Source organism: Campylobacter concisus (assembly GCF_002913945.1).
Lineage (GTDB): Bacteria > Campylobacterota > Campylobacteria > Campylobacterales > Campylobacteraceae > Campylobacter_A > Campylobacter_A concisus_P.
The window spans coordinates 63,058-87,868 of record NZ_POZK01000035.1 but is presented as its reverse complement, the minus strand read 5'-3'; the positions used below and the strand labels follow the sequence as shown (position 1 = coordinate 87,868).

Here is a 24,811-nt window from a genome sequence, read left to right as displayed (position 1 = left end):
TTTTGCACTTATTAAAAAGATATCGTTTTAGCTTTTAAATTTCTCCCACCACAAATAAGCAAAGATAAGCCCAAAACCCTTGACTTTGCTCTCGTCGAAGGCAAATTTCATCATGTCTTCTCGTTTTATGAAAACAAGCTCGATATCTTCGCCATCGATACCACCGCCAGAATTTACTTTCATACTCTCATCGATCTTTGCGTAAAACATAGTTTGTGTGTTGCCTCCAAAGCCAAAAGCACCGTATGTCATAGTGATACGCTCTATCTCTTTTAGCTCATAGCCCACTTCTTCGATCGCTTCTTCTCTAGCTGTTTGCTCTTCGCTAAGTCCTTTATCCATAAGCCCTGCACAAAGCTCATAAGTAAAGCCTTGCTCATTTGTTTTGATGCCTTCTTTCTCTTGTGAGTACCAAACAGCCGGGCGAAACTGCTTTACGAACAAAAAGGCATCCTTTTGCTCGTGATATAAAAAAATACTAACGCTATTCATCACCTTGACGCAGTCCCAGTCTCTTTGGATACCATTTTGCATAAATTTCATCTTAAATGGCTTTAGGTATTTTGACTCACCCAGAGGTAAAATTTCTAAATTTGTTATAGCAGTATCCATTTTGCAAGTCCTAAAAAGCTAAAAAATCCTATCGCATCAGTAAAAGTAGTAAGAATGACGGCTGAACCGACTGCAGGATCTATGTTAAAGCGCCTTAGCGTCAAAGGTATGATCGTGCCAAAAAAGCCAGCAAAGAATAAATTCGTAACCATGCTAAGCCCGATAACAACGCCAAGCATACCTTTGTCAAACCAAACAGAGGCGATTATGCCCATTACCACACCAAAGATTAGTCCATTTATGAGTGAAATACTAACCTCACGTTTTAAGACATTTTTGGCATCTTTAAACTCGATCTCACCAAGTGCTAAACGGCGAACCGTAACGGCAAGCGCTTGTGTGCCAGTATTTCCACCCATTGACGCAACTATTGGCATTAAAACAGCAAGAGCGACATAGGCTGCGATTGTCTCGTCAAAAAGTCCGATTATGGATGAGCTAAAAAGAGCTGTTAGTAAATTTACACCAAGCCAAACCGCACGACCACGACCAGCCTTAAAAAGCGTATCGTCCTCTTCTGACTCGTCATCAACGCCGGCTAGGTTATAAATTTGCTCAGTTGCACTCTCTTGAATGTAGTCGTGGATGTCATCAGACGTGATACGACCAAGTAAAATTCCAGTGCTACTAGTAACTGCAATAACGTTTAGATCGTACTCTTGAAACATATCAGCGACATTTTGCATAAGGTCCATATCATTTGCAACGTGTGGCTTGTAGTGATCGATCTGTGCTGACTCGATATTTTGCTTTAGCGTCTTTGTAAAATCAAAAAGTATAAGATCTTCAAGCGGAATAGCGTATTGTAAAACGCCATTTTTATCGATAATAAAAAGCTGTGAGATATTTTCTAGCTTGCCTTCTTGCTTTTCTCGTCTAAGCCTTGCTACTGCATTACCAAGCTTTTCTTCAAGGTGAGCCGAAAAAAGCTCTGTTTGCATGTGAGCACCGGCTCTATCTTCTTCGTAGCTTCTAAGTCTTAAAATTTCATTTTGGTTTTCTCTATCAAGCTCGTTAAAGAGCTCTCTAGCTTTATCCTCGTCGATATCCTCGATGTATTGAAGCAAATCAGTCGCATCATCACTCTCTAGCTCTTCAAGAGCTTCTACGATCTTTTCAGCTGGAAGTTGTTCGATCACATCTTTTAGCATGTGATCAGGTAGCTCGATAGCAACATCGCCTAAAATTTCAGGATCTAGCTTCTCAAGATAGTGAGCAAAAAGCTCTTCGTCATGTTTTTTAAGTGTTTTTAGGTGTTGGGCTAGCTCATAAGGTGAGAGTTCATTGTCTTCTAAATTTTCATCTAAATGCTGATCTATCAGCTCTTTTGCTTCATCTAGTTCTTGATTCAAAATTTGCCTTTAAAATTCTATTACGTTAGGGAAAAATTCCACTTTGTGGTACCCTTTTTCATTATTTAAAGCATTTTTTATTAGCTCGTCATTTTTGCTAACAACTGCTTTAAATTTAGCTGATTCTTTCTTATCCTCTAGGCTTTTAACGACTTTTATTGCACTTTCTGGATTGATAGGTTTATTGTCCCTATAAAGACCAAAATGAAGGTGTGGTCCTGTGCTCATACCGCTTGTGCCAACGTAAGCTATAAGCGTGCCTTGCTTGACTTTTAAACCGCCTTTTATGCCTTTAGCAAAGCCATTTAAGTGAGCATAAAGCGTCTCGTAGCCACCAGCGTGAGAGATGATAACGGTTCTGCCATATCCGCTTTTTTGTCCGACAAATTTAACCGTGCCATCGCCTGCGGCTTTGATTGGTGTGCCTTTTGGAGCACCGTAGTCAACGCCAAGGTGTGCTCTATATCTTTGTAAAATAGGGTGCCATCTTTTTAGGGTAAAAGCTGATGTGATTCTAGCGTTTGCAAGAGGGCGGACTAGTAAAAATTTATCATTTTTCTTACCGTTTTTATCATAAAATTTATCTTCAAATTTATACATAACATATCGTTTGTTTTTTGTTTCTATCATCGCAGCATAAATTTCTGGAGTGCCAAAAGAGCGGCCCATACGTATTTTTTGATTATAAACGATAGCGATCGTATCGCCTTTGTTTATCTTTTTAAAATCAATACCACTTCCTTTAAAAATTTCTTTAAAGCCAAGAGCTAGCGTGCCAGAGCCAGTGTAGTCAAAAATGTCCTCAGAGACTGATTTGTCCACCTTTAAGGCTAAAAATTTATCCTCGCTTTGATAAGAGATAGGAAGAAATTCGAGCTTAAATTTATCATTGTCATCTCTAAAAATATGCATTTGAAGCTCGTCGCTAACAGGGATTAGCACCTGTTTGGTATTGCCGTTGTCGTCTTTATAAATTTGATACTTTGTGCCAGCGATGATCTCTTCTGTTAGTTCTTGATCTTCGGTTGCTAAGTTATAGTAAAGTGAAAGTGGGATTTTGTTTGTCTCTAAGAAATTTAAGAAGTTACTTCCATTTGGCCAGCTAAGCTCATCGATGCTTGGCTTTATAGCGTATAAATTTATAGATAATATTGCAAAAATTATAAAAATACGAGGCATTAATGTCCTTTTAAAAAGCTGGTGGGATTTTAACTAAAACTTGCTTTAATTTTGCAAAAGATAAAGCATTTTAGGCTATAATCGCTCTAAAAATTTAAACTTAGGAGATATTTTTGAAACGTATATTTGTGATTTTATCGCTAGTTTTTGGCTTTGCTTTTGGGGCTGATTTTTCTTTAAATGAGTATAGAACTCCTATAATTAGCGTCGATAGTGATGGCACAGCGACGATAGTTGATAGTCCAGAAATTTTAATCGGCTCAAGTGGCGTTGTGCTTCATAAATTTGATACTGATAGCTCTATCATCGCAAGAGTTAGTGTTATCTCAAAAAATTCTGGCTTTGCTAAGATTAGATTTGAGGTGTTTGATCTGCTTGAGCAAAAGGCGCTCCCACTTCCAGGCATCGCACCTGCAAATGGTGATATGGTCGTGCTAAACTATCTTTATAACCGCTCATTAATCATCGTGCCAAATAAAGAAATTTACGAAGAGATCACTTCTGCGTTTCCAAATATGATATTTATCCACCCAGATATTATAGGAGCATATCTAAGCTACGAGTACAAGCCAAATCCAAGTAGAGATGACTTTAGAAAAATGTGCGCTCAAAGTGCAGCTGGTTTAATTTTCGTAGCGATGGATGGCAGAAGCGTTTTTGCTGATTGCCAAAGCTTTAAAGTGCTAAAAGAATTTAAAAGTGGTGAGGTTGAGTACTATCAACTTCCATTTTATACAAGAGTTAGCGACATAGACACTGTGTTTTGGAAGTTAAATAGTGAGCACATTAACAACTACGACGCTCACTACGAAAAACTTTTTGAAGAAGATAACTGATAAATGAGCCGTTTGTCCTTAAGTAAGCAAAGCTTAAAAGAGTTTTTAAATTTGCTCCCAACGCTTAAGGACAAAGAGCTCTTTCACTATGCCTCAAGCCTTAGTTTTCATACGATTTTATCGATTATTCCGATACTTCTTATATCATTTTCTATCTTTACAAAACTGCCTAGTTTTGAGGATTATTACGCCAAAATTCAAGACTTTATATTTTCAGCTCTTTTGCCAAGTAATCAAGAGATCATCTCAAACTATTTGCAAAATTTCTTACAAAATAGCGGAAATTTAGGCTTAGTTGGCTTTGTAGCGATGATATTTACATCGGCTATGTTTTTTAGTGACTATGAATATGTAGTTTTAAAAGTGACACGTGCAAGTAGAGCTAGAGGATTTTGGTCGGCACTTAGTTCGTATTGGACGCTTATCACGCTTGCGCCACTTGGTCTTGCTGCTAGTTTTTATCTCTCAAGCCTCATTCAAGAGATGTTAAACTCAAACGTAATCACAAACTCGATAAATTTTTTAAGCATATTCCCATATCTCATCATCTGGGCGATATTTTGCATCACATATCTCATCTCAGTAAATGACGAGATAAAGTTTAAAAGCGCATTTTTTAGCTCATTTGCCGCTTCGCTTGTTTGGTATATTGGCAAGTCGGCCTTTGTCTATTATGTCCTTTATAATAAAACCTATCTAAGCGTTTATGGCTCGTTTTCAGCCGTACTTTTCTTTTTTGTCTGGATCTATATCTCGTGGATCATCTTTTTATATGGGCTAAAGCTTTGTGCTTATCTCTCAAATAGCTCAAAATTTAAAAGATAAATTTAATAGTTAGTACCAGCTGGCAATATATTTTTATAAATTTACCAGCTGGTGTAATTTGTATTATTTTATGTAGAATATTATGTAAAATCAGCGTTTAAACTCGCAAATTTCTATCTTTACTCCAAGTTCTTTGATAAATTCTTTAGTCTTTTTCTCTAGCTCGTCTTTGTCAAAGCAGATAAGATCTATGTAAGATCGCATCTCGCCATTTGCTTCACCTATGATCTCGCAAATTTCACTCTCTTTTAGCGCATCTGAAATTTTGTTTTTGCTATCAACGCCAAACTGTATGTCACCACCGTGAGATATGGCTAAAAAGCAAAAATTTATGCCAAGCTCAAAAGCTTCGTTATAAGTATCGCTTGCACCGTCGTAGTATTCGTTTAGTAGCTCGCTAAGAGATGTAAATCCTGTGAAAACGTCGTCACGTAGCTTGTTTGAACGAGGCTCTAGCTCATAGACCATAAAATTCTTAAGCGGCTCTTTTGAGGCTTCTTTACCAAATTTATCATCTATAAGATCGGCAAAGTCGATCAGTGGTACGCCTTTTTCTCTTGGCTTGTCTATTATCTCAAACTCCCCAAGCATATTTATCATGATCATCTCGCCAACTACATTGTCACAAAGTATGAGCGATAATGTATAGGCTTTATTTTCATCTTCGCTTTTAAGCTTGCTTAGAGTTTCGTTATATAGGCACATATCTACGCTTTTGTCGTTAAAATTTGCATAGACCATGACCTCATTTGCATCAACGCTTACGCCATACATTTGTATAGTAGCGACGTTTCGTGGTGCACGTGGTTTGCCAAGTGTGCAAGTAAGCTTTTCTTCATACTCTTTTGGCATGCGCGATTTTATAAATTTAAGCCACAAAAGCCTATGCTTGAGTCCTTCTGGAGTGAGTACTAGATCGATCTTTCCATCAATAAGGCCTATCATAAAAGTTGGATCAACTAAACATAAATTTAGCGCTTCTTCGGTCATTCTGCTTGCAGCTTCAAAATTTTTATCTTCTAAATTTTGTTTGATGGCGTCTAAATTTTTGCCAAACTCGCTCCAAAATTTATCAACTCTGCTTGCAAAGCTAGAGCTCTTTTTAGAAAACCACATTTTTATCCTTGTTTATTAAAATTTTCAACATTTTTTTGCGTATAAATTTTCATCGATGGAAATTCTAAGGCACTTAGTTTATCATATCCTTCTTCGTTAAAAACACATCCTGTATCAATATTGGCGCTATTTGTATAGAGCTTAGCCTCACGCACTGGCGTGTGGCCATAGACATTAAATATGCCTTTAACTTGCATCATATCGCCTCTGCCTGATAGTGCATGCCTTCTAAACTCATCTCTTGAGCTATCATCATCTCTTAAAGTCCAAAATTTACCAACAGCCGAGTGCGAAACGACCAAATACTCGCCATTTTGGTTTTTGTGGTTTTTAAACTCTAAATATACTGGGCTACTCTCTAAAAATTCTATGTGTCTTTGTTTAAAATTTAGGCTTTGAGCTAGGTATGATCCATATGTCGCCACACCACCATTATTGAAAAACCAACTCGTATCAAATGGTGCTTGGTTGTTTAAAAATTCATATTTATTGCTTAGTAACCTTCTTTCGTGGTTTCCCATTACCATTTTATAGTTATTTTGTATGATAAGCTCGACTACATCGCAACTAAAAAGCCCCCGATCTATCACATCTCCGACAAAGCAAATTTGTGATTTTTCTTTGTCTGGAAACTGCTTGATAAGCTCTAAAAGTGTATTAAAACAGCCGTGCACATCGCCTATGATATAAATTTGCTCGCTCAATTTTTCTCCTTTGTGCCAAATTTTAGTCTATTAAGCTTAAAAATGTAGTGTTAAGAAAACACTTTTGTATAGCTGTACTATATTGGCGTAATGCTAGCGATATATAAAGTTAAAACCTAGTAAAAGATATTTAAAATTTAAGGAATTTAAAGTAGAAGGGAGCCTAAGCTCCCTAAAATCATTGTGCGTAAAAGCCGCTGACCTTACCGGTTAGGTCGATCATGATGTTTTTCATTTGAGTGTAGTGCTCAAGGATGATCTTGTGAGTTTCGCGGCCGATACCTGAGTTTTTGTATCCGCCAAATGGGCTGCCTGCTGGGATTTGGTTGTAGGTGTTGATCCAGACTCTGCCAGTCTCCATAGACCTTGCAACGCGAAGTGCTTTTGTGATGTCTTGCGTGAAAATTCCGCCACCTAGGCCGTATTCGCTGTCATTTACCATTTTGATAAGCTCGGCTTCATCTTTAAATTTAATGACAACGCCAACCGGGCCAAAAATTTCTTCTTGTGCCACTCTCATATCATTTGTCACATCAACTAGCAACGTTGGCTCGACAAATGCGCCCTTGTCGCAACCATTTGCGGTGTAGGCTTTGCCACCGACTGCCACTTTTGCACCTTCTTTTTTGCCGATCTCGACGTAGTTTAAGATTTGCTCAGCTTGTTTTTTATTGATCTGTGAGCCCATTTGAGTGCTAGGATCGAGCGGATCGCCAACTTTTATAGTGCTAAATTTCTTAACTGCAGCCTCTATAAATTTGTCGTAAAAGCTCTCTTCTACGAAAATTCTTGATCCTGCGCAGCAAACTTGACCTTGGTTAAACAAAATTCCAAGTTGAAGACCATCAAGCGCTTTGTCTAAATTTGCGTCGCTAAAGAAGATATTTGCGCTCTTGCCGCCAAGTTCAAGTGTAGCTGGGATGATACGGCGAGCAGCAGCTATGGCGATATCGCGGCCGATCTCGGTTGAGCCAGTAAATGCTAGCTTGTCAAGGCCTGGGTGGTTTTTGATCCACTCGCCACTCTTGCTGCCTTTACCGGTTACGATGTTTATTAAACCTTTTGGCAAAATTTTATCTATCAGTCTAAATAGCTCAATTACGCTTAGACTTGTCTCGCTTGAAGGCTTAAACACGCTCGCATCGCCTGCTGCGATCACTGGAGCTAGCTTCCAAGCTGCCATTAAAAATGGAAAATTCCAAGGCACGATCTGACCTACAACGCCTATTGGCTCACGCAAAACGATAGAGAGTTGCTTCTCGTCAAGGACGTTTGCGCTGCCTTCTTCACCCATTATAACGCCAGCAAAGTACCTAAAATGCTCTGCCGCAAAAGAGATATCAACATTTAGCGTCTCGCGGATCGGCTTGCCGTTATCCATGCTCTCAACTTTTGCCAAGTGCTCTTTGTGCTCATCGATGATGTCAGCGATCTTGTTTAGTAGCTTTGCACGCTCGCTAATTGTGGTGTGTTTAAATTTCTTAAAAGCCTCACGTGCAGCACGAACTGCGTCATTTACATCTTCTTCGGTAGCATCAGCGATCTTTGCAAGGTGCTCGCCATTTGCTGGATTTTTTGCATCAAGTGTAGCGCCGTCTTTTGCGTCGCGCCACTCACCATTTATGAAAAGCCCATATTTTTCTAGTAGTTTCATACTTTTCTCCTTGATTAAGATTTTGTAAAAGGATTATAATATTAATAAAATTTATCAAAAATAAATTTTGGACATAAATTCTATTTTTTAATAAATTTTATTATTTAAAGTAGGATTATTTTAAAATTTTAACTCTGCCAAGAGAGCAAAAACGTAGTCTCGCCATCAAGTTCGCTTTGGCATTTTACGACGATATCATTTTTCTTGCAGCACTCTTTAACTAAATTTAGCCCTATGCCAAAGCCGCCTTGATCATCGTTAAATCTCGTGTAGCGGTCAAAAATTTTCATCTGATCCTCTTTACTGATACCTCGACCGGTGTTACTTATGCTAAAGAAATTTGGCTCTAAAGTGATGCGTACTTTTGAATTTGGCGCTGCATATTTGGAGGCGTTGCTAAGAAGGTTGTCTAAAATTTTGCTCACATCCCCAAGATCTGCATTTATAAAGCTTGGCTTTAGGCTAGTATCTATCTCAAGTCCACGTTTGGCAAAAAATGGCGAGAAATAGTTCAGCCTTTGTGTGGTTAGCAAATTTAGGTCTATGAGCTCTTTTTTGCTAGGCTTATCTAGGTTAAAGCTTAGATGAACGAGCGCGTCATAAATGTTATTTAGGCTCTTTGCGGCAAGGCTGATATTGTTAAAACGCTTTAAATTTCGCTCATTTAGGTTTTCAAGATCGGCCGTTTCTATGCTCATCGAGATGACGCTTAGAGGCGTGTTTATCTCGTGTGTTGAGTCTTTTATAAAGCGGTTTAGCGTATCTATCTTTTCATAAAGCGGTCTTAGGCTTAGTTTTGCTAGGTAAAAGGCGACAAAGAGTAGGGCAAAAAAGAAAAAGAGTGCCTTTAGTATGGTTGAAATTTGTAAAGATAAAATTTCAGCCTTGATATCTTTGCCAACTAGAAAAATATCTGCGTACGAGAGTTCGTCTGTGGTGTTGTCCTCCATGTACTGGATCTTTTCAAATATCGCGACCTTGCCGCCGATCAAATTTACATTTTTGCTTTTGTCTATCTTTTGACAGTCAAAGTCTTTATAAATTTTCTCACCATTTTTTAGCACGATGCAAGCATGCACGCCTTTTTCTTTTGTTAGACTTGAAATTGAGTCAAGTCCATTCATTCTAGCTTTCATGTAAATGCCCATTTTTATCTCTTTTAAAGACTTCACCTCGTTTAAAATGAGCGTTTCTTTTTTGTTTTTATAGTCATGTATGAAAAAATATCCTAAAAATAGCACAGTGCTAACAAGATAGAGGGATAAAATTTTAAATAAAATTTGCGTCTTTTCAGACATAGACATAGCCGTCCCCACGCCTATTTAATATGGCATCTTTGCCTAAAATTTGGCGTAAATTTTTGATATAGACACGAAGGCTAAGCTCGCTTGGCTCCTCGTCAAATTTCCAAATTTTATTAAAAATTTCATCTTTGGTTAAAATTTTGCCTTTGTTTTGCAAAAATAGGGCGAGTAGGTCACTTTCTTTACTAGAGATATTTACGTTTTTACCATCTTTGCTTAGTGTCTTGCTCTGCGGATGAAAGCTAAATTCGCTTGAAATTTTGATCGCATCGCCACTGTGATGCGAGAAATTTCTCTTTAAAAGCGCTTGTATGCGGATAAGCAACTCTTTTAGCTCAAATGGCTTTTTAAGATAGTCGTCGCAGCCACTTTTGTAGCCTTTTTCAAGATCATCAATGGTATTTAGCGAGGTGGTAAAGATGCTAGGTGCGCTAACACCTAGCTCTCTTAAGGAAGAAAGAAGTGAAAAGCCATCTCCTTGTGGGAGTTTGACGTCAAGTATAAGCAGGTCGAAATTTTGCTCGTAGGCGAGATCAAGCGCTTCTTTGGCATTATCTGAAGTAGTGACCTCATATCCATTTTCGCTTAGATACTCACTGATGAGATCAAGTAAAATTTCATCATCTTCAACGAGCAAAATTCTAACCATTAAGTACCTTTACATGCCTTTTTTCATTTCGTCTTTTTTCATACCCATGTCGTCTTTTTTCATTTCATCTTTCATGCCCATGTCATCTTTTTTCATTTCATCTTTTTTTATCATGGGTTTTTTGCCCATGTCATCTTTCATCATTTGCTCTTTCTTCATCATCTCGTCTTTGCCCATGTCATCTTTTTTCATCATTTCAGTAGCATTTGCAAGACCACCAAGCATAAACATAGCACCAAGTGCAACTAGTAGTAATTTCTTCATAACGTCTCCTTTAAATGAAATATGATGAAATACTATCTCTTTAGTGTTAAGTGAGTGTGAATTTACGCAAATACAAAATATATAACTGGAAGCGTGATAAATGAAAAAAGTACGCCTATGGCCACTGATGAGATGGCTAGCGAGCTATCAAGCCCAGCTTTTATGACCATCGCACTTGCAAGGGCTGATGTTGGCATTGCACATTGAAAGAGACCAACGACCCAAGTTTTGCTCATCTGGATACCTGAAAATTTTAATATGATGAAAAATACGATAGCTGGCAAGATCATCTTACATAAAAGCACGACGCTAACGCCCTTATATGTGCTTGTGATGCTATTAAAATTTAATCCAACACCGATAGCAAAAAGTGCTACTGGAGTGACGCTGCCTTCAAACATCCTGAGTGGAGCAAAGATAAATTCTGGAAGTGGTACTTCTTTTAAGATAAGAGCCATAATAAGCGCGATAAATGGTGGAAATTTTAAAATTTTCATCGTATTTTGAAATAGAGAAACCTTCTCTGGCGCAGCAAAAGAGAGAATAAGTGGCCCAAGGATCGAAAGCGGGATACCAGTGGCTATTTGATCGTAAAAGATGACTTCATTTACCATCGCATCGCCAAAGAAGCCTTGAATGACAGGCATACCGACAAATAGGGTATTACCAAAAAGGCTTAGCATGACCATACTAACAGTTGTTACTTTGGTAAATTTAAAGATCTTACCAAGCACCAATGCCATGACAGCACTGATGGCTGTTGAGCCAAAGCCAATTAAAATTGTATTTATAAGCGAAACATCGACGTTTACGTGATAAATTTTGTCAAAGATTAGCGCAGGCATTGCAAAACAAAGGACAAAATCCACAAATGGGATCGAGTGCTTTTGCTCAACAATGCCGACTTTTTTAGCAAAAAAACCAGTTGCGATTATGAAAAAAATTGCAAAAAGTGGAGTGAAGTTCATAGCATTCTCTTTTAAATCTAAATTTTTACGGAAAATTGATTATAGGACCCATAAGATTAAATTACAATAAACCTTTTTTAAAATTTGCTCTCAAAATTTATGCCTTAATATCAACCTTTTTATAAAATTTATCTCTTTCATCTATCTTTTCTTTACTCTTTAAATTATTCTCAAGATAGCTGATATTATAAATTTCTCTTGTAGATATGCTTTTGCCATTATTTAGACTGATTAAAAATTTACTCTCAAATTTATTAGATAGATTGGCAATAGCGATCGCTCCAGCATCTTTTAGGCTTACTATTTTATCACCTTGCATGAAGCCAATATCTTTAAAATCCAAGCTATTTAGCTGCACATTATTCATCTCTTTTGCCTCTAAATTTATGCTAGTTTTTAGCTCACTTGGTGTATTTAGCTTGCCAGTATCGTTATAAAGCTCTTTTACGTCTATCTCTCTACCACTATCAAATTTTAGCCTTATGGTGCCATCTTTGTTTAGTTTCATGGCTATGACGCTATCGCTATCTTGCAAAGATGCGGCAGCTGTGGCTTCATTTGTTATAAAAGCCTTTTTTACTTTTTTTAAATTCGAGATACTAAACTCAAGTCCAGTTGCTTGTTTAAATTCATTTTCCATCGCGATCATTTTGGCTGATTTTGTCTTCTCAAGCTTTGATATATAAACATCCGAATTTTCTTCAAATTTCTTTAAATTATTGCCAAGATTTTCTATCATTTTATTATATGCGTCAAACTCAGCGTTATAATCTTTGTAAAATTTCATAAAACTATCTTTTTGAAATTTTGTATATGAGAAATTTTCATCTTTTTTGTAATCTTTACTTGGCTCAATGATCGGATTAAACTCGCTTAATCTTGCGGTATCATCAAAGCCCACTTTAAGATAGGCAAAATTTTTAAAAGAGCTATCTTTGCCAAAGATATTATTGTGTCTTAGGTCGACCCAGCCATCTTTTTGGGCATATTTTTTAAAGAAATTATTTATATCATTTTTCTCTATCTTTTCATATCTGTTTTCTGCAGCGAACAAAGTATTTGGATCTGAGGCGTAGTAAGAGTGCCTATAATCAATATCTTTTGTATCCACGTAAAGATCGGGATTATTTGTGATCGTTGCTTTACGATTTAGCTCTTCTCTTTTTATTTGGTTGTGATTTATGACGTTTGTGCTGATAAACTGCCTAAGATCAACCCTTGGCATTACATCGCTTAAATTTGCTATTTTTTCATTTCCGTCTTTGTCATAACCTCTTACTTTTAGCTTATCAAAGAGTATATCTTTTTGATCTAGCACGCCGTCATTGTTGCTATCAAAGCTAAAAAGATAGCTATTATTTTCTAATTTTGTAGTGCCAAGCTTATCGTTATCGCCGTAAATATCTAAAAATACTTCTGCTTCTCCATATTTTGTTTTTAGAGTGTTTGAATAAGCGTAATCGTTTAAATTTTTAAATTTTGTATTTTCTAAGTATCCACTTTTTAGTGTAGATAGCATGCTGCTACTATCTGAAGCTTTTATATTTTTAAAGTAGGCATTTTCACTAAAATTATAGCCTCTAGAAAGCTCATCGGAGTGAATTTTATTTTTGCTGTAGATGAGATTTTTTGAGTAGTTATTTAAAATTTCTTCTACTTTTTGTAGGATTTTATGTCTATTTTGCTCTTTGATCTCAGCATCGGTTATATTTATAACTTTACTTGCTTTTATACTTTCTTTTAGACTTGAAATTTGTTCGTTATTTATCTTTAAACCTTGTTTATCCTTAAGGGTATGAAGAATATTCGTAGGATTTTCTAAATCTTTTAAATTTATAAAGTTATGTTTTAACGATGCAATATTCATCCAAAATCCTTTTTAAAGATGTTGCAGATAATATCGGATAAATTTATAAAGTATTTAGGCGTATAATGGTGCCCGAGGTCGGACTCGAACCGACACAAGGTTGCCCTTACCAGATTTTGAGTCTGGCGCGTCTACCAGTTTCACCACTCGGGCTAAGTTAAGATTGAAATTTTATATTTGTGAGAAGAAAGAAAAAGGGGAGACTTGCTCCCCTAAAAAGAAATTATTTCTTTTTACCTTTTTTAGCAGCACCAGCAGCAACTGCTTCTTTAAGTTTTTTGCCAACTTTGAATTTAACTGCTTTGCTAGCAGGAACGTCGATAACTTTTTTAGTTCCAGGAACTCTAGCTTTTCTTGCAGCTCTGTCAGCAGTACCGAAAGTACCAAAGCCTATAAAGCTAATTGTATCGCCTTTTTCAAGAACTGCTTGGATTGTCTCCAAAGTAGCATCAACAACTTTTAGAGTATCTTTTTTTGAAAGACCAGCCTTATCGGCAACAGCTTGAATAAATTCAGCTTTTTTCATGAACCATCCTTTTAAGAAGTTATGTGGCTATATTACACTCTTTTAAAAAAAAATACAATACTTTTTCCCTAAATTTAGCTCTTTTTTACATTTTTTTAACAAAAAATACAATTTTTTTAAAAATTTACTCGCAAATTTCAAACATAAGCTCGGTCTTTAGCCCAATCTTTTTCATATCAATAAGCCTTAAATTTTTAAAATTTAAGCTCATTAGTTCATCTTTATTTTTTATAAGTTTATTTGCTATCTGGCGCAAGACTTCGCCTCTATACGCTTTTGCGTGATGACTCACTATTTTTTTATTTTTTACAAAACAAAAAGTTATGTATTCTTTTTTTATAGTGTAAAATTTTTCATAAAACTTAGCTCTAAGGTCTAAAATTTCATCATTTTGCAAAAAATCATCAACCGCTTTACTAAAATTTTTTTCATAAAATTTTGAAATTTCAAAGCCATCTAGCTTTTCACCTTGCTTTAGTTTGTACTCTGGTATCTCATCTTTTGCTAAGATAGGCCCAAATAAATTTGAAAATATTAAAACATTATTATCTATATATTTTTTTGCCTCATTGCCTAAACCACGATAGTTTAGATGTTTATAAGCCACTCCATCATACCTTAAAATAGCTTTTATACTGCCTTTTTGAGATAGGCTTTCTCGCAACTGCTTGCTCTCTTCAAGCTCTTTTAGCCCAAAAAGCTTTTTTATATCGTCTAAATTTGCATTTTTAAAAACTCATCGTATCTATTTAAAATTTCAACTCTTTTGTTAAAAAGCTCTGGAAATATCAAATCCTTACCATTAAATTTATTATTCGTATTTAGAGAAATTTTACTTTCGCTTGGAGAAAAGAGAATTTTTAATGCCATTTTTCTTACCTATTTTATATATAAATTTTTGTTGGATTATACAATAAACTTTTTGTGCTAAAAAAAATCAAATTTTTACCGATATAAAAACAAGCGGAATCATTTTTGCTTAGAGTGAATAAAAATTTAGGAAAAAATTATGAGAATAACAAACCAACTACGTTTTAGTCAGACTTTGCATGACTACCAAAAAAATATGACTGGTGTAAATAAAAGCTACAAGCAGCTCTCAAATGGTTTGAAAATTCAAGATCCATACGATGGTGCTGCGACTTATAATGATGCAATGAGGCTTGATTATGAAGCGACTACTCTCACTCAAGTAGTTGATGCCACTGGTAAATCTGTAAATTTCTCAAAAAATACAGATAATGCATTGCAAGAGTTTGAAAAACAGCTTGAAAATTTTAAGACAAAAGTAGTCCAAGCAGCTAGCAGCGTGCATAGTAAGACATCGCTAGAGGCTTTAGCAAATGATCTTCAAGGTATAAAAAATCACCTTGTAAATATTGCAAACACTTCGGTTAATGGGCAGTTTTTGTTTTCTGGCAGTGCTGTTGATACAAAGCCAATAGATGGTGCAGGAAAGTATCAAGGCAACCGTGATTATATGAAAACATCAGCCGGCGCTCAGGTTGAGCTTCCTTATAATATACCAGGATATGATCTATTTTTAGGAAAAGATGGCGATTACAGTAAAATTTTGACAACAAATGTTCGTTTGACTGATCAAACCAGAACCGACATCTCTTATGCGCCAAAATTTCTAAACGATAACAGCAAGATAAAAAATATGATCGGGTTAAATTACGCTAGTGATTCAGTGGTTAGAAGTGATGGCTCTTACAATGGAACAATAAATCCGGATTATGATTTTTTAGATAATTCAAATGTAAATTTTCCAGATACATATTTTTTCATGCAAGGCAAAAAGCCAGACGGCACGACATTTACTAGCAAATTTAAGATGAGTGCAAATACAACAATGGCTGGGCTTATGGAAAAAATCGGCATGGAATTTGGCAATACAAAAACAACAAAAGTTGTTGATGTAAGCATAAATAACGATGGACAATTTAATATAAAAGATCTTACTAAAGGTAATCAAACTATTGACTTTCATATGGTTGCAGCCACATCAGTAGCACCAAATCGTGGTGCAATCGCTCAAAACAATGCGCTTGATACGGTAAATTCTCTTGAAGATCTTGAAACTATGGCAAATAACGTTCCAAAAACGGTTCATATCACTGAGTTTGTAAAGAGCAAATATACCGATAAAGATGGAAATGCGACAAATGCATTTGACTATGACAAGGTTAGATTTGAAAGAAAAGATAATGAGCTAATCGCAAATTTACCTCAAGTAGCTAGAAGAACGGGCGAATATGCAACAGATCAGACAAAGCTAAGCGAAGTTTCTGGTACAAAAGAGAGCTACGATAGAAATTTATATCCAAAAGATGTCGATGCTAGAAAGAGAGAGCTTTTTAATATCGACAACCAAGAGATAAATTTACAAGTAAAGTCAATCACTGGCACAAAATATGACATAAAGGTAAAAATGGGCACAGCAGGGGGTACAAATACTCCAGTGCAATTTGACATAACATCTACACCACCAGGTGGCACACCTTCTGCAACTAGAACTTTAACAGTTTATAACTCAGATGAGTTTGGAAGTTACAGAACTTACGCTAGCGATTTTACTTATAGACAGCTCATGGATATCGTTGCTATGGCAGCAAGCGATAATATCCCAAATCCTCCACATGCAGAAAATGCAAATTTTGATACAGATATTGAAAAAATAAAAAGAGATCAAAACTATAATGCCTATAAAGAGGCTTTATCAAAAACTAAGGGTGCAGTAGAGACAACTTTAGATGATAAAGGCAGAATGGTTTTAACTGATAAGACAAAATCGGTAACAAACATAGAAGTAACTATGCATGATGCAAAAAATAGCGATAAATTTGATGGCGATAGTACTGGTAGAGATACGGCTGGTAATGCTGGCCACCCTCAAGGAAAGGGTTCTGTCTTTAGCTTTAATGAAAATAATGCTTTAACTATTGATGAGCCAAGTACGAGCGTTTTTCAAGACCTTGATAATATGATTGAAGCTGTTAGAAAGGGATATTATAGAGCTGATGCAAATAGCAATGACCCACGAAATACTGGCATGCAAGGCGCATTACAAAGGCTTGATCATCTAATAGATCATGCAAATAAAGAGCTTACAAAGATCGGCTCTCAATCAAAACTTTTAACCGCTACAAAAGAGCGAGCCGAAGTAATGAAAGTGAATGTGCAAACTGTTAAAAATGATGTAATTGACGCAGACTATGCGGAGTCATATCTGAAATTTACGCAACTTTCACTATCTTATCAAGCAACCCTACAAGCAAGTGCAAAGATAAATCAACTAAGCTTGCTAAATTATTTAAATTAAAATTTAAATCAGCAAGCTAGGCAGCCTGCTGATTTTTTAAAATTAAACTCAAGCGTGCTATAATAAGCCTTTTTTATAAAGGATCTAAAATTTTACGACATATCTTATTTACTATTTTTGTTTGCATTTTTGTATATTGTGGTATAGCCACAGCTGCTCCTACTGCTGATTTTGTTGGCTCGCTTGGACAAAGCCTTGGTATTTTAAATATCAAATATTTTGGACTTATCGCATATGTTTATCCATTTTTATTGATCATTTTGGGCTATTTTGTCTATAAAAATTTTAAGAAATTTGATTTTGATTTTGCTCAGTTTTTGGTAGGAATTTTTCTCTTTTTTATAGCTTTTTTGATGTTTCAAGCCTTGAGTGCTTCAAGTATAAATGGCGGTATAATTGGGAATTTTATAGTTAGTGCTTTAAAAGAGGTGATCGGCTCTATCGGCACTGCGGTTGCTATACTTATGATGTTTATTATCTCACTTGGGCTTGCTTTTAGAGAAAATTTTATCATTGTTTTAAGAAAGGCGTTTGTGGATAAAGAGATAAAAGTCCATGAAGAGAGAAATTTAAAAGAGATAAAACAAAAACAACTTCCAAAAATCGAACGCAAAAAACAAAAGAATAATGATATAAAAGAAGAAGAGCTTATAGAAGCTCAGGTGCTAAATGATGATGAACAGAATTTAGATGAAGAGCTAGAGCCTGAGTCAGAAAAAGAGAGTAAGGCCTCGACTATAAACGGAGTTGAAATTTTAAACGAAGTGGCTGAAAATAAGAAGTTGCTTGATCAAATAGAACGAGGAAATGTAGAAAAGCCAAAGAATTTTGTCTTGCCACCGCTTAAATTTTTAAACGATCCACCAAAACGCTCACATAGTGTAAATGAAATGGAAATCGATCAACAAATTTCTAATTTGCTTGATAAACTCCGTAAGTTTAAAATAGACGGAGATGTGGTTAGAACTTATACTGGGCCTATCGTCACGACATTTGAGTTTCGTCCAGCCCCACATATCAAGGTAAGTAAAATTTTAACACTTCAAGATGACCTAGCGATGGCACTAAAGGCTCAAACGATCCGTATCCAAGCGCCGATCCCTGGTAAAGATGTGGTAGGTATCGAGGTGCCAAATCAAAATTTGGAAACAATCTATCTAAAAGAAATTTTAGAGAGCGAAGTCTTTAAAAATGCAAGTAGCCCGCTAACTATGGCTCTTGGCAAAGATATTGTTGGTGCACCTTTTGTGACAGACCTTAAAAAACTACCTCATTTGCTAATCGCTGGAACTACAGGATCTGGCAAAAGTGTTGGTATAAACGCGATGCTTTTGAGCTTGCTTTATAGAAATAGCCCGCAAACTTTACGTCTAATGATGATAGATCCAAAAATGCTTGAATTTATCATATATAACGACATCCCACATCTTTTGACACCGGTCATTACAGAGGCTAAAAAAGCGATCACTGCACTTGCCAATATGGTCGCTGAGATGGAGCGAAGATATAAGATAATGAGCCAAACTCGTACGAAAAATATAGAGAGTTACAACGAAAAGATGAAAGAGGAAGGCGGTGAGCAGTTCCCGTATATCGTTGTGATCATCGATGAGCTAGCTGATCTGATGATGACTAGTGGGAAGGATGTTGAGCTTTATATTGGACGCTTAGCGCAGATGGCAAGGGCTAGTGGCATACACTTGATAGTGGCCACTCAGCGCCCAAGTGTCGATGTCGTAACCGGCCTTATAAAGGCAAATTTGCCAAGCAGGATAAGCTACAGAGTAGGGCAAAGAATTGATAGCAAAGTGATCCTTGATCAAATGGGTGCCGAGAGCTTGCTAGGGCGCGGTGATATGTTATTTACACCTCCTGGAAGTCCTGGAGTGATCAGGCTGCATGCGCCATTTGCTAGCGAAAAAGAGATAGAAATGGTTGTAAATTTCTTAAAAGAGCAACAAGAAGTTATCTACGACGAGAAATTTTTAGTAGAAGAAGGCTCTAGTGGAAGTGTGGCTGCTGGAGCACTGGGAGAAGATGAACTTGACGAGCTTTATGAAGAGGCAAAAGAGATCATCTTGAGCGAGCAAAAAACTTCAATAAGCTACTTACAAAGACGTCTAAAAATAGGCTATAACAAAGCTGCAAATATAATTGAACAAATGGAAAAAATGGGTGTTTTAAGCCCAGTGAATGCAAAAGGACAAAGAGAAATTTTATAGCTAAAGTCATAAATTATTTTAATTTTAGAATTTTAATTTTTATTAAAATTCTAAAAAGCCTTGACAAAGCATATTAAAATCTATATAATTACAACTCTTAAAAACATTGGGGTATCGCCAAGCGGTAAGGCAACTGGTTTTGGTCCAGTCATTCAGAGGTTCGAATCCTCTTACCCCATCCACTTTTTAAATCCAAAATAATACTTATCGCGGAGTAGAGCAGTGGTAGCTCGTCGGGCTCATAACCCGAAGGTCGGCGGTTCAAATCCGTCCTCCGCAACCAAATGCCCATTTCATCGATATTTGAAACACTTTTTAAAATGCTTAAATTATTCTGAAATTGATTTTAGTAAATTTTCGATAGTTTCTTTTGATTTTTTAACGTTTGCAGTAATATATTTTTGTGTTGTAGTGATGTTTGTATGACCCAATGTAAATGATACTTGCTCGATCGGAATTTTTAAATAATTAATTGAATATGTGCCGATTAAATGCCTTATATCGTGAAGCCTAATTTTAGGTAAGTTATTCTTTTTAAGAAGTGAAGCCCAGCTTTTACGCAAATCTTTAAATTTATCGTTAGTCATAGGATTAATAAAGACATAATCGTTTAGCTTATTTTCTTTCTTAGCTATCAAAAATCTTTTATAAAGACGATTAAAAAGCTCATCGCTCATTTTATAAATCATATTTCTTTTGGCCTTATTGATTTTAAAGGGGATAATATAAGTCCTGGTCTTAAAATTTATATCGCTAAATTTTAAGCTTAATACTTCATTCTTTCGTCTGCCATGAAGTAGAAAAAAGAATATATCAGAGCTTGGCTCGGTATTTTCACAAATAGCCTTAATAAAACGTTTTTGAATAGTGATCGAGTAATCAAAATACCTTTTATTATCAAACTTTGGCAGCTCAATAAAATCGCAAGGATTTTTATTTATTAACTCCAGCTTTATACCTAGCTTGAAAATAACCTTTAGCTTTGCAATAATATTCTTAATAGTCTTTATCTTGTAATCTTGCTTTATAAGATCATTGCAAAACTTTTGTATATCGATAAAATTTATATCTTCTATTTCTCTTAAGCCAAGTGAGTTTTTAAAATGCTTGTTATAAGTAGCTATATCACTTCTTAAAGTGGTTGGACTTAAAATAAGCTCATAAAAGCTAATGTAATTATTAAAAAGCTCATTTAAACACATTTTTAAAACTCATTACAAATCAAAAATCTATCTACAAAGCTATCAATATCAGGGGCATTTAGATCGTGCTTTTCATGATAGTGTGTGAAATTATCTAAATTTCTATCAAGCATTAAATTTTCAACATAGGCTAAATGCTGGGCATTTACATCGCCACCCAAGCTTTGATAATAATTAACTAATTCGTAATCTTTCATTCTGCTTACTGGTTTAGGCTTTTCATCGCTTTTAAAAAGCTCATCGCAAAGCTTTAAAATTTGCTTTTGTTTTAAAGAATTGCCAAAGCTCTTTATTTCATCTTGTGCGTTTTCATCTTTTTGGCCATCAATTTTCAATCTATCGTAAAAATTCATAAGCCTACCACTTATATAATGCTCCAATCTGCCATTTAAATAAATAATCTCTTCTTTATTGAAAGGCAAATTTATATATATGTAATCATCTTTTTTATTCCACTCAAGTATTGCTCTATGATCGTTTGTTAAATCGTTTAAGTGATAAAAGTCTTGCATCGTGCTAATAAAATTAATCTTCCTATACACCCATAACGGCACTTTAGTGCGTGAGCTTATAAATCTTCTTACTTTGTGCTTTACATACCAGGCCGAAAGCTCATCAAAATCTTGCGTTTCTTTTAGGTTGATGAAAGTCTTTTGAATATACTTCATAACATAGCCACTAGGATTATTGATACTGGTTTGAAAGCCGTTTAATTCGCCATTTTTCTCTTGCTCGCTTGTGATAGCATTTGTTTTTAGGTTTTGCGGAGCATAAAAAATATCAGTATAAATTCTTTTCATAAAGCCTATTGTGTGAGCTGGGACGTAAAATAAAGCGTGAATGTGTGGCTCAAAGCACCTTATATAGCTTCTATCGATATTTTTAAATTTTCTTGAATATCGCATAACAAATAAATTCCATTGATGATTAAGAACGGCTACTAAATCAGAAATACTTAAAGGAGCTGAATTTTTAGCCTTATACTTAACTTCATCAGGCAAATATCTATAATCAATCGGCATAAATTTAGAATAATCGCCATTTAATGCGCCCCTAAAGCAGCCGTTAAGAGTGATGGTTAAAAATACTGGGACTTGAAAATAATCGATCGCAAAAGAGCTAAACACATTTACACGATTAGACACTTCAGCGTAATATTTATCGCTAAAGTTAGCCGACATTGAAATATCTAGCAAATTTCTAACATGGCCATTAACATTAACAAAAGAGAAAGAGCGCATATATTCCCTTTGACTATCAAGCTTTGCTTGGCAAAGCTCAACGTCAAGGGGAGAAACACCATATAAATTTCTCGCTCGCATAATCGCTTCCTTAAACGTAAGAGTTTTTTATTAATTTGACAAGGGCTGCCTTTGTGGCGGACTTCGTCCGCCCAAAGGCAGCCTTTTTTGGCTACGCCAAAACACATATAGGCGAAAGGGGTGTTTTAAGCCCAAAAAGCATATTAGCTGCACGGCTCGATTAAGCAAAACGTGCCAATAGGCTTTATTTCTCGCCTTTTGTAGGGGAAATCCCCTACACCCCTAAAACAATTAAATAATTTGAATTGTGAGCGTTAGAACAGAATTTATCTCGCTGTCTTGCTCGACTGAAAAAAGATACTTTAAAAGCCATATATCTTTAAGGATAGGAACGCCATTTCTTAGCTTAGAAGTGGTTGTCTTATTGATACCACTAAGCACAAGAACGTCGCCACGTTTTAAAGAATATGAGCTTTTAAGCTCTTTTTTTGAAACAATGGGCGTTAATGATGTACTTTGAGAAAGAATATCTTCAAGTATTAAGTGTAAGTCAAAATCAATGTGATCTGATAAAATGATAGGTTTTAAATTTATTTTTAGACCAATGTCTTTATATTCATAACTATCGGTCTTTTGATAATTTGCGTTTGATATATCAGTTTTTGAAACCAAATAAGGGATATTTTGAACGGAACTAAAATAAACTTCAGTGTGATTTTTTGCCGTCAATACTGGCGAAGAGATAATTTTTGTAATGCCATTCGTATCAAGAAAATTTAATATGCCAAAAAAGGCACGATCATCATTTTTAATAATATTTGAATTAGAAATATAAGGGGAAGTAATCAGATTAATATAATAAGCTAAATCGCCGTGATTAAGTGGCTTAAGCAAGCCTTTTAAATTTGTGCCTAAATCTTTAATGTCTTTTAAATTTGTTTCAGTGATAGTCAGCTTAAAAGTTACTTGCTCCAGGCTCTTATCAATTTTCGCAATGGCTTCTTTAATCTGATCAAATATATAGTCATCAGCCCTAAAGAAAACCGAATTAGAAGACGTTGAGTAAGTAGCATTTAAATCAAACTGGCTAAGAATTTTATTTACATCATCGTAAACATAATTCTTTAGCTCGATACGCCTAAGATCATAATCAGGCAATTTTTGAGAGCTTACGTAATAGAAATTATCCTTTTTATAAAGATATAAATTCTTTGCTTCAAGCATTTTTCTAAACATTGCAATCGTGATCTTAACTTCATCTTCATAGATAAAATAATATTCGCCCTGGTGTATGCTTTCATCAGTTACAATGGCTATATTATTTGCTCTACTGGTAAGCCGTGCGAAATCTAAAAGATCGGTGTAAATTTCAGCAGCAGACAAACTATTTAAAAACAGAAGTGGAAGAACTAGGAACTTGATTAAACTTTTCATCGGAAACACCTTTGTTATTTTTTGAAATTAAATTTTGAAAAACTGGCTTGTCAAATACATAGTAATACTTGACAAGCTCGTGAGATTTTGGCTCATAATAAAAATATAATGGCGTGTGCATTGAAGATATGTAACTAAGTAATGATAATGGGTATAGATGATAATCTTCGTCAAAATGGCAAGATGAATTAACGCAAGTAATGTTGTATATATGAATTTCTGGTATATCGGAACTATTTTTAATGTTATGTTTTGAAGTATCTTTAAATATATCTGGAAAATCAGAAATACTATTTTTTTGAGAATTTGGAAAAGAAGTTTTATCTTGATTTGATAAATTGTTTTCAGCTGGAGTGTCAGGCTTAAAAATAGACATAACAACAAAATAAAAATAAATTAAAAGAAATATTAAAACAAAAATAGCTAGTAAAAAATAAAATCTTACAAATGATTTCTTATTTGACGTTTGGCCAGAGTGATATAAATTAAATACTTCATCAAGATATGGAATATTAATAACTTCAAGCCTATCTTTTTTATATAATCTAAAAGAAGCAAAGACTTCATAACGAAATTTCTTTGAAAATAATCTTTTTGCACTATCGGCAGCTTTATAAAATTTCTCTGCTATACGTTTATATTCATTATTGACTAGGGTTAAATCTTGGGTAATTAAATAAATATCCTGGTATAAATGGCGATGATATGTAAGCCACCAAACTAAAATTTCGTCCTTTTTGTCTTTAAAGAAGTTATGGCACTCGTCAAGAACAAATATGAAACCATATAAATTTAACTCTTTGGCTTTTTCATTAACTTCGTTATCGCTGGCACCAGTCTTATATAAAGCATATAAGTTTCTTAAACCTAAATAGAACTCATCAAAATCAAACTTTTTAAATTTATCGGATAACTCAAACTTAAACTCATTTATGTTTGTGTAGCAAAATGAATAATTAGGCTTTTCTTTGGGTTTTACATATTTAGATAAAAATGTTTTCTTTGGCTCAAATAAAAAGGTCTGGTAAATCATATATACTGCGTAATATGTTTTACCACTTCCAGGATTGCCAACTAAATAAGTAATCATGTTTTAAAGCTTTGCCAAAATAAATGTAACTAAAGTTTCGCGAATAAATCTAAAAATAGTAATGCCGATCTTTGTCGCATAAATTACAAAAAATGAAAGCAAAATAGGCGAAAATATAGAAAACACATCACAAAAGGCATTCCAGGCACCAAGAGATTTTAAAATAGAAAAAGCGGTCGTAACAATCCTATCACTACCAACAGAGAGATTATTAACATAATCAATAATATAGTTAATCTTAGAATAGATGAAATTAATAATATAAATAACAGCAGCAGCATAAGATAAAACAAGAGCACCTAGAATTACGTTAATAACAACCATTTTAGAAAATGTAATTGCTTTAAAAACAAAATTAATAGCATTTTCCCATTTAAAAAAGCGAAAGAATAAAACAATAGTAGCTATAATTGCTTGCAT

Annotated in this window: 21 protein-coding genes, 3 tRNA genes and 1 pseudogene; 6 read left to right on the top strand and 19 right to left on the bottom strand. The window is 35.1% G+C overall.

Annotation, left to right across the window (positions count from 1 at the left end; translation table 11 throughout):
- Positions 1 to 27: 27 nt before the first annotated feature.
- Genes CYP64_RS08085 through CYP64_RS08075 form a run of 3 tightly spaced genes read right to left on the bottom strand, consistent with a single transcriptional unit; the run spans position 28 to position 3,143 of the window.
- A complete protein-coding gene (locus CYP64_RS08085; protein WP_103649350.1) occupies positions 28 to 612 on the bottom strand; it encodes an NUDIX domain-containing protein in 585 nt (194 codons plus the stop codon).
- On the bottom strand, positions 597 to 1,964 hold the full coding sequence (mgtE, locus tag CYP64_RS08080; RefSeq protein WP_087576925.1) for a magnesium transporter: 1,368 nt from the start codon (positions 1,962 to 1,964) through the stop codon (positions 597 to 599). The genes CYP64_RS08085 and mgtE overlap by 16 nt, the downstream gene beginning before the upstream one ends.
- A gap of 9 nt (positions 1,965 to 1,973) precedes the next feature.
- The gene (locus CYP64_RS08075; RefSeq protein WP_103649349.1) at positions 1,974 to 3,143 is read right to left on the bottom strand and encodes a peptidoglycan DD-metalloendopeptidase family protein; all 1,170 of its coding nucleotides are present in this window, start codon (positions 3,141 to 3,143) and stop codon (positions 1,974 to 1,976) included.
- Positions 3,144 to 3,256: 113 nt separating this feature from the next.
- On the opposite strand from CYP64_RS08075, the gene CYP64_RS08070 reads away from it, so the two are divergent.
- Positions 3,257 to 3,979 carry a plasminogen-binding N-terminal domain-containing protein gene (locus CYP64_RS08070; protein ID WP_021090557.1) on the top strand — a complete coding sequence of 241 codons (723 nt, stop codon included), beginning with the start codon at positions 3,257 to 3,259 and terminating at the stop codon, positions 3,977 to 3,979.
- Between the two features lie 3 nt (positions 3,980 to 3,982).
- A complete protein-coding gene (locus CYP64_RS08065; protein ID WP_103649348.1) occupies positions 3,983 to 4,804 on the top strand; it encodes a YihY family inner membrane protein in 822 nt (273 codons plus the stop codon).
- 90 nt (positions 4,805 to 4,894) lie between these two features.
- Here the strand turns inward: CYP64_RS08065 and CYP64_RS08060 are convergent, their stop codons facing one another.
- From CYP64_RS08060 to CYP64_RS08010, 11 genes and pseudogenes are all read right to left on the bottom strand, one after another.
- Complete coding sequence (locus CYP64_RS08060; RefSeq protein ID WP_103649347.1) at positions 4,895 to 5,920, bottom strand: hypothetical protein; 1,026 nt, start codon at positions 5,918 to 5,920, stop codon at positions 4,895 to 4,897.
- A 2-nt stretch (positions 5,921 to 5,922) separates the two neighbouring features.
- Entirely contained in the window at positions 5,923 to 6,624 is a 702-nt protein-coding gene (locus CYP64_RS08055; protein WP_103649346.1) for a metallophosphoesterase, read from the bottom strand.
- A 178-nt stretch (positions 6,625 to 6,802) separates the two neighbouring features.
- Positions 6,803 to 8,278: an aldehyde dehydrogenase family protein gene (locus CYP64_RS08050; RefSeq protein ID WP_103649345.1), complete on the bottom strand. Its 1,476-nt coding sequence runs from the start codon at positions 8,276 to 8,278 to the stop codon at positions 6,803 to 6,805.
- Positions 8,279 to 8,406: 128 nt separating this feature from the next.
- Complete coding sequence (locus CYP64_RS08045; protein ID WP_103649344.1) at positions 8,407 to 9,576, bottom strand: sensor histidine kinase; 1,170 nt, start codon at positions 9,574 to 9,576, stop codon at positions 8,407 to 8,409.
- The gene (locus CYP64_RS08040; RefSeq protein ID WP_087585790.1) at positions 9,569 to 10,231 is read right to left on the bottom strand and encodes a response regulator transcription factor; all 663 of its coding nucleotides are present in this window, start codon (positions 10,229 to 10,231) and stop codon (positions 9,569 to 9,571) included. The genes CYP64_RS08045 and CYP64_RS08040 overlap by 8 nt, the downstream gene beginning before the upstream one ends.
- Positions 10,232 to 10,240: 9 nt before the next feature.
- On the bottom strand, positions 10,241 to 10,495 hold the full coding sequence (locus tag CYP64_RS08035) for a pyruvate kinase (protein WP_054196512.1): 255 nt from the start codon (positions 10,493 to 10,495) through the stop codon (positions 10,241 to 10,243).
- 62 nt (positions 10,496 to 10,557) lie between these two features.
- On the bottom strand, positions 10,558 to 11,463 hold the full coding sequence (locus tag CYP64_RS08030; protein WP_103649343.1) for an AEC family transporter: 906 nt from the start codon (positions 11,461 to 11,463) through the stop codon (positions 10,558 to 10,560).
- 97 nt (positions 11,464 to 11,560) lie between these two features.
- Positions 11,561 to 13,330: a response regulator gene (locus CYP64_RS08025; RefSeq protein ID WP_103649342.1), complete on the bottom strand. Its 1,770-nt coding sequence runs from the start codon at positions 13,328 to 13,330 to the stop codon at positions 11,561 to 11,563.
- Positions 13,331 to 13,396: 66 nt separating this feature from the next.
- Positions 13,397 to 13,483: transfer RNA gene (locus tag CYP64_RS08020), tRNA-Leu, on the bottom strand.
- A gap of 70 nt (positions 13,484 to 13,553) precedes the next feature.
- Positions 13,554 to 13,856 (bottom strand): HU family DNA-binding protein, encoded by a 303-nt coding sequence (locus CYP64_RS08015; protein ID WP_012001719.1) that lies wholly within the window; start codon positions 13,854 to 13,856, stop codon positions 13,554 to 13,556.
- Positions 13,857 to 13,980: 124 nt separating this feature from the next.
- A pseudogene (locus CYP64_RS08010) lies at positions 13,981 to 14,726 on the bottom strand (YaaA family protein).
- 139 nt (positions 14,727 to 14,865) lie between these two features.
- Here CYP64_RS08010 and CYP64_RS08005 point away from each other — a divergent pair.
- From CYP64_RS08005 to CYP64_RS07990, 4 genes are all read left to right on the top strand, one after another.
- Complete coding sequence (locus CYP64_RS08005; RefSeq protein ID WP_103649341.1) at positions 14,866 to 17,181, top strand: flagellin N-terminal helical domain-containing protein; 2,316 nt, start codon at positions 14,866 to 14,868, stop codon at positions 17,179 to 17,181.
- A gap of 41 nt (positions 17,182 to 17,222) precedes the next feature.
- Complete coding sequence (locus CYP64_RS08000) at positions 17,223 to 19,403, top strand: DNA translocase FtsK 4TM domain-containing protein (protein WP_440130152.1); 2,181 nt, start codon at positions 17,223 to 17,225, stop codon at positions 19,401 to 19,403.
- 107 nt (positions 19,404 to 19,510) lie between these two features.
- Positions 19,511 to 19,585: transfer RNA gene (locus CYP64_RS07995), tRNA-Gln, on the top strand.
- Positions 19,586 to 19,611: 26 nt separating this feature from the next.
- Positions 19,612 to 19,686 (top strand) — tRNA-Met (locus tag CYP64_RS07990).
- 46 nt (positions 19,687 to 19,732) lie between these two features.
- Here the strand turns inward: CYP64_RS07990 and CYP64_RS07985 are convergent.
- The 5 genes from CYP64_RS07985 to CYP64_RS07965 all read right to left on the bottom strand — a co-directional run bounded on the left by CYP64_RS07985 (position 19,733) and on the right by CYP64_RS07965 (position 24,811).
- Complete coding sequence (locus CYP64_RS07985) at positions 19,733 to 20,605, bottom strand: tyrosine-type recombinase/integrase (RefSeq protein ID WP_103649339.1); 873 nt, start codon at positions 20,603 to 20,605, stop codon at positions 19,733 to 19,735.
- Positions 20,606 to 20,607: 2 nt separating this feature from the next.
- Positions 20,608 to 21,927 (bottom strand): replication protein, encoded by a 1,320-nt coding sequence (locus CYP64_RS07980; protein ID WP_103649338.1) that lies wholly within the window; start codon positions 21,925 to 21,927, stop codon positions 20,608 to 20,610.
- Positions 21,928 to 22,158: 231 nt separating this feature from the next.
- Positions 22,159 to 23,301 carry a type II secretion system protein GspD gene (locus CYP64_RS07975; RefSeq protein ID WP_103649337.1) on the bottom strand — a complete coding sequence of 381 codons (1,143 nt, stop codon included), beginning with the start codon at positions 23,299 to 23,301 and terminating at the stop codon, positions 22,159 to 22,161.
- A complete protein-coding gene (locus tag CYP64_RS07970; RefSeq protein ID WP_103649336.1) occupies positions 23,252 to 24,391 on the bottom strand; it encodes a zonular occludens toxin domain-containing protein in 1,140 nt (379 codons plus the stop codon). Before CYP64_RS07970 ends, CYP64_RS07975 begins: the two co-directional genes overlap by 50 nt.
- A gap of 3 nt (positions 24,392 to 24,394) precedes the next feature.
- Positions 24,395 to 24,811 (bottom strand): hypothetical protein, encoded by a 417-nt coding sequence (locus tag CYP64_RS07965; protein WP_181001710.1) that lies wholly within the window; start codon positions 24,809 to 24,811, stop codon positions 24,395 to 24,397.